Origin of the sequence: Micrococcus lacusdianchii, from assembly GCF_023155805.1 — a bacterium.
GTDB lineage: Bacteria > Actinomycetota > Actinomycetes > Actinomycetales > Micrococcaceae > Micrococcus > Micrococcus lacusdianchii.
The window spans coordinates 87080-99009 of sequence record NZ_JAKNUW010000002.1 but is presented as its reverse complement, the minus strand read 5'-3'; the positions used below and the strand labels follow the sequence as shown (position 1 = coordinate 99009).

11 protein-coding genes and 1 pseudogene are annotated in these 11930 nt (G+C 71.7%); 4 read left to right on the top strand and 8 right to left on the bottom strand.

Annotated elements, in window-relative coordinates; translation table 11 throughout:
* Positions 1 to 2: 2 nt before the first annotated feature.
* From MA879_RS01795 to MA879_RS01775, 5 genes are all read right to left on the bottom strand, one after another.
* Positions 3 to 1379: an ABC transporter permease gene (locus MA879_RS01795; protein WP_248122849.1), complete on the bottom strand. Its 1377-nt coding sequence runs from the start codon at positions 1377 to 1379 to the stop codon at positions 3 to 5.
* Positions 1376 to 2905 (bottom strand): ABC transporter ATP-binding protein, encoded by a 1530-nt coding sequence (locus tag MA879_RS01790; RefSeq protein WP_248122847.1) that lies wholly within the window; start codon positions 2903 to 2905, stop codon positions 1376 to 1378. Before MA879_RS01790 ends, MA879_RS01795 begins: the two co-directional genes overlap by 4 nt.
* 111 nt (positions 2906 to 3016) lie before the next feature.
* Entirely contained in the window at positions 3017 to 4168 is a 1152-nt protein-coding gene (locus tag MA879_RS01785; protein ID WP_248122845.1) for a BMP family lipoprotein, read from the bottom strand.
* A gap of 192 nt (positions 4169 to 4360) precedes the next feature.
* On the bottom strand, positions 4361 to 5617 hold the full coding sequence (locus tag MA879_RS01780; protein WP_248122843.1) for an amidohydrolase: 1257 nt from the start codon (positions 5615 to 5617) through the stop codon (positions 4361 to 4363).
* Positions 5618 to 5681: 64 nt separating this feature from the next.
* The gene (locus MA879_RS01775) at positions 5682 to 6758 is read right to left on the bottom strand and encodes a mannose-1-phosphate guanylyltransferase (RefSeq protein WP_248123077.1); all 1077 of its coding nucleotides are present in this window, start codon (positions 6756 to 6758) and stop codon (positions 5682 to 5684) included.
* A gap of 248 nt (positions 6759 to 7006) precedes the next feature.
* Here MA879_RS01775 and sdhC point away from each other — a divergent pair, with 248 nt between their 5' ends.
* The 4 genes from sdhC (at position 7007) to MA879_RS01755 (ending at position 10584) form a co-directional block, all read left to right on the top strand.
* Positions 7007 to 7411 (top strand): succinate dehydrogenase, cytochrome b556 subunit, encoded by a 405-nt coding sequence (gene sdhC, locus MA879_RS01770; RefSeq protein WP_248122841.1) that lies wholly within the window; start codon positions 7007 to 7009, stop codon positions 7409 to 7411.
* A gap of 2 nt (positions 7412 to 7413) precedes the next feature.
* Positions 7414 to 7890, top strand: a complete 477-nt coding sequence (locus MA879_RS01765; RefSeq protein WP_167736938.1) for a succinate dehydrogenase hydrophobic membrane anchor subunit — start codon at positions 7414 to 7416, stop codon at positions 7888 to 7890.
* A gap of 82 nt (positions 7891 to 7972) precedes the next feature.
* Positions 7973 to 9760: a succinate dehydrogenase flavoprotein subunit gene (sdhA, locus tag MA879_RS01760; protein ID WP_248122839.1), complete on the top strand. Its 1788-nt coding sequence runs from the start codon at positions 7973 to 7975 to the stop codon at positions 9758 to 9760.
* Positions 9760 to 10584, top strand: coding sequence for a succinate dehydrogenase iron-sulfur subunit (locus MA879_RS01755; RefSeq protein ID WP_248122837.1), 825 nt, complete (start codon positions 9760 to 9762; stop codon positions 10582 to 10584). The genes sdhA and MA879_RS01755 overlap by 1 nt, the downstream gene beginning before the upstream one ends.
* Positions 10585 to 10658: 74 nt before the next feature.
* On the opposite strand, the gene MA879_RS01750 is transcribed toward MA879_RS01755, so the two are convergent.
* The 3 genes and pseudogenes from MA879_RS01750 to MA879_RS01740 all read right to left on the bottom strand — a co-directional run.
* Positions 10659 to 11189 (bottom strand): hypothetical protein, encoded by a 531-nt coding sequence (locus MA879_RS01750; RefSeq protein ID WP_248122835.1) that lies wholly within the window; start codon positions 11187 to 11189, stop codon positions 10659 to 10661.
* Positions 11190 to 11196: 7 nt separating this feature from the next.
* A complete protein-coding gene (locus MA879_RS01745; RefSeq protein WP_248122833.1) occupies positions 11197 to 11712 on the bottom strand; it encodes a hypothetical protein in 516 nt (171 codons plus the stop codon).
* Positions 11679 to 11930, bottom strand: a pseudogene (locus tag MA879_RS01740) (hypothetical protein); the annotation flags it as partial. The gene MA879_RS01745 and the pseudogene MA879_RS01740, both read right to left, overlap by 34 nt.

The following is an 11930-nucleotide window of genomic DNA, read 5'->3' as shown; positions in this document are numbered from 1 at the left end:
GCTCACAGGGCCTGTCCCTTCTCACGGTGCGGGTCGCCGTCCTGCTCCCCCGCCGCGGCGGCGGTGGCGGACACGGCGGCGTCCTGGGTCTGGGCGGACGGGGCGACGGCCTGGCCGGCGGCGCCGGTGACGGCCGCGCCGGCCACGGCCGGCTGGGTCACGGGATCAGCGGTGCCGCGGGCGCGGGCCCCACCCGGGGCGGGCAGGCGGAAGATCGCGCGCACCAGCGGCGGGGCGGCGATGAACAGCACGATCATGGACTGCACCACGAGGACGATGTCGATCGGCACACCCGTCTCCGTCTGCATGGTCACGCCGCCGGCCCGCAGGGCGCCGAACAGCAGGCCGGCGAAGAGCACCCCCACCGGATGGGACCGGCCGAGCAGGGCCACCGTGATCGCGTCGAACCCGAAGGAGCCGGCCACCGAGGTGTTCAGGGAGCCCTCCGTGCCGGAGACGTGCGCCATGCCGGCCAGGCCGGCCAGGCCGCCGGAGAGGGCCATGGCGGCCACGTACGTGCCCTTGACGGACATGCCGGCGGTGCGCGCGGCGTCGGGGTTGGCGCCCACGGCGCGCAGGCGGAAGCCGAGCGTGGACCGGGACATCAGCCACCACGCGAACGCGGTGGCCAGCAGGGCCACGAGGAAGCCGGCGTGCAGGCGGAACCCGTCGCCGAGCAGCTTCGGGAACATCGCGGTGGCCGGCAGGAACTCGGAGACCGGGTTCGTGGTGCCCGCCCGGCGCAGCACCGGCGTGTTCAGCAGGTATGCCAGGAGGTTCACGGCCACGTAGTTGAGCATGATGGTGAGGATCACCTCGTGCGCCCCGGTCCAGGCCTTCAGCATGCCCACGACGCCGCCCCACAGGACGCCGCCGAGGACCGCCATGGTCATGACCAGCAGCAGGTGGACGCCGAGGGGCAGGTCCAGGTGCACACCGAACCAGGTGGCGAACATGGCGCCGAAGATGAACTGGCCCTGCGCGCCGATGTTGAACAGCCCCGCGCGGAACGCGATGGCCACGCCGAGGGAGACGATGATCAGCGGGGTGGCCACCGTGAGGGTCTCGGTGAGGGGCCGGACCATGTCCGCGGCCGTGTCCGCCCGGTAGTTCAGGATCGAGCCGCGGAACAGGGCGGCGTACGCGCCGGAGACGGCCTCCCAGGCCGCGCCCAGGGCGTCCGCGGGCCGGGCGAGGAGGTAGCCGGCGGACTCCTGCACGTCCTCGTCCGTGAGGACGATCAGGACGGCGGAGATGATCAGGGACAGGAGGACGGCCAGCAGGGTGACCATCCCGTTGCCGGAGACGATCCGCCGGAACGCGGACTCCCCCCGGGGTGTGGACGTCCCGGCGGGACGCTCGGCCACGGCGGTGCTCATGCGCGCGGTCCTTCCTGGTCGGTGTCCCCGGCGGTCTGCCCCGCCATCAGCAGGCCCAGGCGGTCGCGCGAGGCGTCCCCGGGCACGATGTCCACGATCCGGCCGTGGTACATCACGGCGATCCGGTCGGCGAGCTCCATGACCTCGTCCAGCTCGGTGGACACGATCAGCACGGGGGTGCCGGCGTCCCGCTCGGCGATGATCCGGTCGTGGAGGAACTCGATCGAGCCCACGTCCACGCCGCGCGTCGGCTGGGAGGCGATGAACAGGCGCAGCCCGTCCACGAGCTCTCGGGCCATGACGACCTTCTGCTGGTTGCCGCCCGAGAGCGAGGAGACGGGAAGGTCCACGCCCTGGGTCCGCACGTCGAACTCGGCGACCCGGCGCTCGGCGAGCTCGCGGATGGCGCGGGGGCGCAGCTGCACGGCCGTGCCCGCCGGGGCGGTGTCGAAGCGGTTCAGCACCATGTTCTCCGCCACGGAGAACGAGCCCACGAGGCCGTCGGTGGACCGGTCCTCGGGCACGTAGCCCACGCCGGTGCGGATGATCCTGCGGGTGCTGCGGCCCAGCAGCTCCTCGCCGTCGAGCCGGACGGACCCCGTGGCCTTGGGCTGCAGGCCCATGATCGCCTCGGTGAGCTCGGTCTGGCCGTTGCCCTGGACGCCGGCCACGGCGAGCACCTCGCCCTGACGGATGCCGAAGGACACGTCGTTCACGAGCACCTGGCCGGTCGGGCCCACCACGGTCAGGTGCTCCACCCGGAAGGTCTCCTCGCCCAGGCGCGGCTCGGCCTTGGCGCGGTGGAGCACGACGTCGCGGCCCACCATGAGCGCGGCCAGCTCGGCGGCGTCGGCGGTGGGGTCGGCGGTGCCGACCACGCGACCGCGGCGCAGCACGGTGATGTCGTCCGAGATCGCCTTGACCTCGCGCAGCTTGTGGGAGATGAAGACCACCGCGGTGCCGTCCGCGCGCAGCTGGCGGATGATCTCCAACAGCTCGTCCGTCTCCTGGGGCGTGAGCACGGCGGTGGGCTCGTCGAGGATCAGGATGCGGGCGTCCCGCACGAGGGCCTTGATGATCTCCACGCGCTGCTGGACGCCGACGGGCAGGTCCTCCACCACCGCGTCCGGGTCCACGTGGAAGCCGTACTGGTCCGAGATCTCCCGGATGCGACGGCGGGTGGCCTCGAGGTCGAGGATGCCGGCGGCGCGCGTGTGCTCGTCGCCCAGCGCCACGTTCTCCGCCACGGTGAACACGGGGACGAGCATGAAGTGCTGGTGCACCATGCCGATGCCGGCGCGCATGGCCTCCCCGGGGCCGGAGAAGCGCACGGACCGCCCGTCCAGGAGGATCTCCCCCTCGGTCGGCTCGTAGAGGCCGAAGAGGACGTTCATCAGGGTGGACTTGCCGGCGCCGTTCTCACCCAGCAGGGTGTGGACGCGGCCGGACTCCACCGTCAGATGGACGTCCTCGTTGGCGGCGAAGGAGCCGAAGCGCTTGGTGATGCCGCGCAGCTCGAGCTTCATGGGGGGCCTTCCTGTGGCGGGGTGCGTCGGACGCGGGCCGGGGCCGGCACCGTCCCCCTTGTGGAGGGTCGGCGCCGGCCCCAGTCTGCCGGAGTCCGGAGCGGCAGAGGGTCAGGACGTCGGGGAGTACTCCGAGTCGACCGTCAGCTCGCCGGAGATGATCTGCTCCTGCAGCGTCTTCAGCTCGTCCTTGGTCTCCTGGGAGACCTCGTCCTCGAAGTCGTGGAACGGGGCCAGCTTCACGCCCTTGTTCTCCAGGGTGCCCACGTACGGGGTGCTGTCGAACTCGCCCTGCACGTCCTGGCCGAGCACGTCGGTCACGGACTGGCCCATGTTCTTCACCACGGAGGTCAGCATGATGTCACCGGCCTCGGTCGACTCGTAGCCGTCCGAGTCGACCCAGATGACCTTGACGTCCTTGCCGGCGGCGTTGGCCTCCTTGGCGGCGTCGATGGTGCCCAGGCCCACGGGCCCGGCCACCGGCATCACGATGTCCGCGCCCTCGTTGATGAAGTTGGCGGTGTTGGTCTTGCCGTTGGCCTGGTTCTCGAAGTCGCCGGTGAAGGAGCCGGTCTTGGCCTCACGGTCCCAGCCGAGGAGCTTGACGTCCTCGCCCTTGGTCTCGTTGTAGTGCTCCACGCCGGCGGCGAAGCCGTCCATGAAGATCGTCACGGTGGGGATCTCCATGCCGCCGTAGGTGGCCACGGTGCCGGTCTCGGTGGTCGCGGCGGCGGCGTAGCCGGCCAGGAACGCGGCCTGGGCCGTGTCGTAGGTGAGCTTCTTGACGTTGTCGGAGAAGCCGTCGTCGGTGACGTCCACGCCGAGGAAGTGGGTCTCCGGGTTGGCCTCGGCGATCGGCCTGATCGCGTCGCCGAGCAGGAAGCCCACGCCGATCACGGAGTCGCAGTCGGCCTGCACCATGGAGTTGACGTTCGGGGTGAAGTCGCCCGGGTCCTGGGACTCGGCCTCGTTGGTCTCGATGCCGTAGGCCTCCTCCGCGGCCTTCAGCCCCTCGTAGGAGGACTGGTTGAAGGAGCGGTCGTCGAAGCCGCCCTGATCGGAGACGATGCAGGCCTTGTAGTCCTCGTTGTCCGAGCCGGCGGCGGCGTCGGCGGTCACGGCGGCGGAGCCGCCCGAGGCGGAGGAGCCGGACTCGGCGGGCGGGGCGCCGCAGCCGGCCAGCAGCAGGCCGGAGGCGCCCAGGAGCGCGGCGGGGAGCAGGAGGGAGCGGCGACGCTCAGACGACGGGGAGACGATGCCCATGGGGATCCTCATTTCGAGAAGGCGCGGTGCGAAGGTCCCTCCGGAGGCGGAGGGCCGATGCCGTGTCCCCGACCGGCACGGGGCGTGGGACGGGTCACAGGCATCCTAGGTGGGAGTTTACCCAAAGTTCGCCTGGCGCGTGGTGCCGATCGGCCTCGGGAGCCCCCCGCCGGTCCGGTCCCCGCGGCCCCGTCACTCCCCGCCAGCGGTCAGCGCGTCGAGGGCCGCGGCGGCGAACACGCGCATGCCCACCCCGATCGCCCGCTCGTCCGGGGCGTAGTCGCCCCGGTGCAGGTCGTACGTGGTGCCGCCCGGCGTGCGGGTGCCGAGGCGGAGCATGGAGCCAGGGACCTCCTGGGTCATCCAGGCGAAGTCCTCCCCGCCCATGGACTGGGGCGTGAGCTGGATGGCCCGGGCCCCCAGCTCCCGACGCGCGGCGGCCTCGATCAGCGCGGTCTCCGCCTCCGCGTTGACCACGGGGGGCACGCCGCGGATGTGGTCCATCCGGACGTCCACGCCGTAGGGCGCGGCCACCTGGCCGACGACCTCGTCCAGGAGGGCGCCAGCCTCCTCCCACACGCCGGCGTCGAGGCAGCGCATGGTGCCCGCGAGGTAGCCGGTGTTGTCGATCGCGTTGGGCGCGGACCCGGCCGCGATCTGCCCCCACACCACGGACACCGCCGAGCGCACGTCGATGCGCCGGGAGAGCACCGCCGGGACGTTGACGGCGATCTGGGACAGGGCGAAGACCATGTCCTCAGTCAGGTGCGGACGCGAGGTGTGGCCGCCGCGGCCCGTGAGCGTGATGCGTAGAGTGTCCGCCGCGGACGTGATGGCGCCGATGCGGGTGCCGATCGTGCCGACGTCGAAGTGCGGGTCGCAGTGCGCGGCCAGGATGCGCGGGACGCCTTCGAGGACGCCCTGGCGGATGACGGCGAGCGAGCCGCCGGGCAGCCGCTCCTCGGCGGGCTGGAAGATGATGCGGACCCGGCCATGGGCGCGGTCCGCGGCGGCCCGCAGCGCGGGGTCCGGGGTGGCGCCGCGCAGGATCCGGGCGAGGGTCAGGGCCGTGCCGACCATGACGGCCGTGTGCATGTCGTGTCCGCAGGCGTGCGCCACGCCGTCGTTCACGGAGACATACGGCAGGGAGGTCTCCTCCTCCACCGGGAGCGCGTCGATGTCCGCGCGCAGGGCCAGCACGATCGGCCCCTCCCCGACGTCCACGTACGCACCGGTGTCCTGCAGGCGCACCGGGGAGAGCCCGTGCTCGGCGAGCGCCTCCACGATCCGGTCCGTGGTCCGGTACTCCTCGTAGGACAGCTCCGGGTGGCGGTGCAGATCCCGCCGCACCCCGGTCACCTCCCGCTCCAGCTGCGCCACGACGGAGGCCACGGACGGAAGGACCACGCGCGGAGCGGGCTCACTGACGACGGACTCGGAGGTGCTCATGGCCCAGCACCCTACTCCGGCCCGCCCGGGCGCGTGCGGAGCCGGGCGGGCGGAGCCGGGCGGGTCAGAGGACGTCGTCGGCGCCGCGCGCCTTGAGCGACTCGACCGCCTTCTTCACGTCCTGGGCGTGCTCCGTGGTGGTCACCAGCAGGGCGTCACCGGTGTCCACCACCACCACGTCCTCGATCCCGATCAGGGCGATCACGCGGTCGGTGTCCGTGACGACGACGCCGGAGGCGTCCGAGGAGTAGACGCGGGGCGTGTCGCCGATGACGGTGATGCCGGACGCGTCCCGCGCGGGGTTCAGGCGGGCGATCGCGGCGAAGTCGCCCACGTCGTCCCACGTGAACGTGCCGGGGATGACGGCCACGTCGCCGGCGGTCGCGGCGGGCTCGGCGACCGCGTAGTCGATGGCGGTCTTCTTCAGGCCCGGCCACACCCGCGCCATGACCTCGTCCCGCTGCGGGGTGTCCCAGGCGCGGGCGATCTCCATGATCCCGTCGTGCAGCTCCGGCTCGTTGGCCGCGAGGTGCTCCAGCATGAGTGCCACGGGGGCCACGAACATGCCGGCGTTCCAGAGGTAGCGGCCGGAGGCCACGTAGCGCTCGGCCACGCGCTGGTCGGGCTTCTCCACGAACGCGGCGACGTCGTGCGCGTCCGGGGCGCCCTCGACGCGCAGCCGACGACCGGATCGGATGTAGCCGAAGCCCGTGGCCGGGTGCGAGGGGGTGATGCCGATGGTCACGATCCGGCCCGTGGCCGCGGTGGCCACAGCCTGGGCCACGGCATCCTGGAACACGTCCACGGGGCCGATCACCTGGTCGGCCGCGAAGGACCCCATGATGGTGTCCGGGTCACGCAGCGAGAGGATCGCGGCGGCCAGGCCGATCGCCGCGGCGGAGTCCTTGGGCTCGGGCTCGAGGACGAGGTCCTGCTCCTCCAGGTCCGGCAGCTGCCGGCGGACGGCGTCCTCGTGGGCCTCCCCCGTGACCACCATGACGCCGCGGGCGAGCGGGGCCAGGCGGTCCCACGTGGCGCGGATGAGGGTCTGGCCGGACCCGGTGAGGTCGTGGAGGAACTTCGGCGCCGCAGCACGCGAGAGCGGCCACAGACGGGTGCCCACGCCGCCGGCGGGGATCACGGCGTGGAAGCGCTCGAGGGCGGGCGCGGACGCGGCGTCGCGCGCGGGGGCGGAGGCGGCCGTGGCCGCTGCGGATTCGGTGTTCACGGGCTCAGCGTAGGGAATGGCGCGGACACATGCATTCCCGGGGCCCCACGACCACGGTGGAGGGTCTACCCTGGACAGCAGGAATCCACTCGCATCCGCCCGGTCGGGGCCCTCACGCGACCCCGCCCCCGTTCGGAGCATTCCCCCTGGAGGTATCAACCGTGTCTAGCGCCACTGCGCAGGCCCCGGCCAAGAACGGCCGCGGGACCCTGTACCGGGGCCACGGAGGCATGTGGTCCTGGGTGGGCCACCGCGTCACCGGCGTCGTCATCTTCTTCTACCTGCTCGTCCACGTGCTGGACACGGCCATGGTGCGCGTGTCGCCCGAGGCCTACGACGCCGTCATGGAGTCGTACAAGACGTGGTACTTCGCTCTGGGTGAGACCGCCCTCGTGGCCGCCGTGCTGTTCCATGCGCTGAACGGTCTGCGGATCATCCTGGTCGACTTCTGGAAGGGCGGCACCCGCCACCACAAGACCCTCCTGTGGGTCGTCCTGGCCCTCTGGGCGGTCCTGCTGATCGGCTTCTCCGTCCGTCACCTCACGCTCGCCTTCGGAGGTCACTGATCATGAGCACCCCTGAGACCACCATCGCGGCCCCGCGCACCGGCCGCATCGATCCCAAGTACACCCGCGGCGAGTCGGGCAAGGGCAACTTTGAGATGCTCGCGTGGCTGTTCATGCGGGTGTCCGGCGTGATCCTCGTCGTGCTCGTGTTCGTGCACATCTTCTCGAACCTGATGGTCGGGGACGGCATCTCCGGGATCGACTTCGGCTTCGTGGCCGGCAAGTGGGCGCACCCGCTGTGGCTGTTCTGGGACCTGGCCCTCCTGTGGCTGGCCATGCTGCACGGCGCCAACGGCGTCCGCACCATCATCAACGACTACGCCGAGCGTGACGGCGTGCGCTTCTGGCTCTCGATGATCCTCTACGTGGCCACCGCCGCGATCATCGTGCTCGGCACCCTCGTGATCTTCACCTTCGAGCCCTGCATGGTGGACGCCACCGGCGCCCTGCTCGAGAACTCCCCCGCGATCTGCCGCTGACCGGCCCGATCCGCCGTCCCGGACGCCGGCGTGCACGCCCCACGTGCACGCCGGCCACTGACACTGAGAGAGAGACACCTGAATGCAGGTACACAAGTACGACGTGGTGATCGTCGGCGCCGGCGGCGCGGGCATGCGCGCCGCCATCGAGTCCGGTCAGCGCGCCCGCACGGCCGTGCTCACCAAGATCTACCCCACCCGCTCCCACACCGGCGCGGCCCAGGGCGGCATGTGCGCCGCCCTCGCCAACGTCGAGGAGGACAACTGGGAGTGGCACACCTTCGACACCGTCAAGGGCGGTGACTACCTCGTGGACCAGGACGCCGCCGAGGTGATGGCCAAGGAGGCCATCGACGCGGTGCTCGACCTCGAGAAGATGGGCCTGCCCTTCAACCGCACGCCCGAGGGCAAGATCGACCAGCGCCGGTTCGGCGGTCACACCCGCGACCACGGCAAGGCCCCTGTCCGCCGCGCGTGCTACGCCGCGGACCGCACCGGCCACATGATCCTCCAGACGCTCTACCAGAACTGCGTCAAGCACGACGTGGAGTTCTACAACGAGTTCTACGTCCTGGACCTGCTCATGGTCGAGGAGGAGGCCACCCGTCAGGACGGCACCCCCTACGCGCAGAAGCGCGTGGCCGGCGTCGTGGCCTACGAGCTGGCCACCGGCGAGCTGCACACCTTCCAGGCCAAGTCCGTGGTGTTCGCCACCGGCGGCGCCGGCAAAGTGTACAAGACCACCTCGAACGCGCACACCCTGACGGGCGACGGCATGGCCATCGCCTACCGCTCCGGGCTGCCGCTGGAGGACATGGAGTTCGTCCAGTTCCACCCGACCGGCCTGGCCGGCCTGGGCATCCTCCTCTCCGAGGCGGCCCGCGGTGAGGGCGGCATCCTGCGCAACGCGGACGGCGAACGCTTCATGGAGCGCTACGCCCCCACCATCAAGGACCTCGCCCCGCGCGACATCGTCGCCCGGTCGATGGCCCTGGAGGTCCGCGAGGGCCGCGGCGCCGGCCCGAACAAGGACTACGTCCTGCTGGACCTCACGCACCTCGAGCCGGCCCACATCGACGAGAAGCTGCCGGACATCACCGAGTTCGCCCGCACCTACCTCGGCGTGGAGCCCTACACCGAGCCGGTGCCGGTGTTCCCGACGTGCCACTACTTCATGGGCGGCGTCCCCACGAACGTCAAGGCCGAGGTCCTGCAGGACAACGACACCGTGGTTCCGGGCCTCTACGCCGCGGGCGAGGTCGCGTGCGTGTCCGTGCACGGCTCCAACCGCCTGGGCACCAACTCCCTGCTCGACATCAACGTGTTCGGCCGCCGCGCCGGCATCTACGCGGCCGAGTACGCCGCGCAGGCCGAGTTCGTGGAGCTGCCGGAGAACGGCGAGGAGCGCACCCGCCGGCACATCGAGAGCCTGCGCTCGGCCACGGGCGACGAGCGCGTCGCGGACATCCGCGCCGAGCTCCAGGAGTCCATGGACGCGGACATGCAGGTGTTCCGCGACGAGGAGTCGATCCGCCGTGCTCTGGCGAAGATCGAGGAGCTCCGCCGCCGCTATGAGAACGTCTCCGTCCAGGACAAGGGCCAGCGCTTCAACCTCGACCTGCTCGAGGGCATGGAGCTGGGGTACCTCCTCGACATCGCCGAGGCGATGACCCTCGCGGCACTGGGCCGCAAGGAGTCCCGCGGCGGCCACTACCGCGAGGACTACCCGGACCGCGACGACGCCAACTTCATGGCCCACACCATGATCTACCGTGATGAGAACGCCGAGTTCGAGGGCGTCAAGGGCAACCGGTTCCAGACCAAGCCCGTGATCGTCACCCGTTACCAGCCGATGGAGCGCAAGTACTGATGAGCCACGCAGCAAACGAGACCGCCGCCCCCGCCGCGGGCACCCCGGTGGCCGAGGAGACCTCGGACACCCGTCCGGCGGACCAGTCCTCCCAGGGCGGCGCCGGTGGGATCGAGTCCTTCGACATCGTCCTGAAGGTCCGCCGCTACCTCCCCGAGGCCTCCGAGGAGTCCTACTGGGACGAGTGGCGCCTGACCATGTACGGCACGGACCGCGTGCTGGACGCCCTGCACAAGGTCAAGTGGGACCACGACGGCACCCTGTCCTTCCGCCGCTCGTGCGCGCACGGCATCTGCGGTTCGGACGCGATGCGCATCAACGGCCGCAACCGCCTGGCGTGCAAGACCCTGCTCAAGGACCTGGACCTGTCCAAGCCCATCGTGGTGGAGCCCATCAAGGGCCTGCCGGTGGAGAAGGACCTGATCGTGGACATGGACCCGTTCTTCCAGTCCTACCGTGAGGTCATGCCGTTCCTGGTGGCCAAGGGCCAGGAGCCCACGACGGAGCGCTACCAGTCCCAGGCGGACCGCGCGCGCTACGACGACACCACCAAGTGCATCCTCTGCGCCGCGTGCACGTCCTCGTGCCCGGTGTTCTGGACCGACGGCCAGTACTTCGGTCCCGCCGCGATCGTGAACGCGCACCGCTTCATCTTCGACTCGCGTGACGACGCCGGGGACATGCGCCTCGAGATCCTGAACGACAAGGAGGGTGTGTGGCGCTGCCGCACGACCTTCAACTGCACCGACGCGTGCCCGCGCGGCATCCAGGTGACCCAGGCGATCGCCGAGGTCAAGCAGGCCATCCTGGCCCGCACCTTCTGATCGACCGACGACGGCGGCCCGTCTCCCCCACGCGGGGAGGCGGGCCGCCGTCGTCGTGGAGAGGCCCGCGGGGGTCAGCCGTCGAAGGCGTCCCGGGTGGAGCGGCGGTGCGCCACAAGCAGCCAGACCGCGCAGAGCACGAGCATGGCGAACACGGCCAGCAGGGTGAGGACACCCCCGGCCCCGGCGGCCACCATGCGGCCGCCGTCCACGTTCCAGAACGCGGCGGAGAGCATGCCGACGCCGGCCGCCGCCGTGCCGACCCACCGCGAGGGCCGCCACAGCCGCTGCATCCCCCACACCAGCAGCGCCGTGAGCGCGAGGATCCCGCCAACGGCCGCGGGCACGCCGCCGGCGGGGGTGAGGAAGGCGGCCACGTCCGTGTCCGTCACCTCGACGGCACCCCACGAGCGCGCCTGCAGGACGGCGCGGACATAGCCGGGGTCCGACTGCAGCGCGAGCACTCCGGCGGCGGCCAGGGCGGACACCGCCCCCGTGCCGAGCGTGGTGACCTGGAGCCGACGGACGGGGCCGCGGACGGCGGGCTCGTCGAGGCCGACGGGCCGCTCGGCGGCACGGATCATGGGGTCACGACGGGAGGGCATGGGTCCATCATCGCGCACCGCGGCCGGCCCGGGCCCGGCTGATCCCCTTGCAGGCGTCCCCGAACGGACGATGGAAGGCGCAGACGAACCAGCCGATCGCGGCGGCGGCCAGCAGCCCGGCCAGGGCCACGAGCACGGGCCACTGCGCGGGCGGGAAGGCGAACATCCGGATGGTGGTGAGCAGCGTGGACAGGGTGACGCCGCCGACCACGAAGGCCCCGATCAGTCGGGCGGCCTCGCTGTACCGGGCCACGCCGACGGCCAGCCCGACGTGCACCGCCACGAGGATCCCCGCGGCGGTGAGCAGCGAGGCCTGCGCGGCGCGGGACGGATCCTGCGGCACGGGGCCGATCCCCGCCCCGGGCGCCGTCAGCAGCCGCGCCGCCGCGACCAGCCCGATCACGGCGGTGAGCACGGCGAGCACGCTGCGGATGCGGCGCACGCGCGGGGCGACCTCGTCCGGCGTCGTGGGGAGGGCGGACGGGGCGGTCAGGGGCGACGGGACCGGGGTCTGGGGGGACATGCCTCCATGCTGGCGGTCCGGGACGGGGTCCGGCCAGGTGCGGCCGCGTGGTCTCGCCACCGGCGCAACACCCCTCCCCCGGCACGACGGCGGCCCTGCTGCGTGTAGGCGGCGACATCCTTGTTGAAGGCGTTCACGAGCCACAGGATGTTCACCACGAGGGCGGCCAGCGAGAGCACGGCGCCGAGGATCCCGAGGGGGCTGCTCAGATCGAGGCC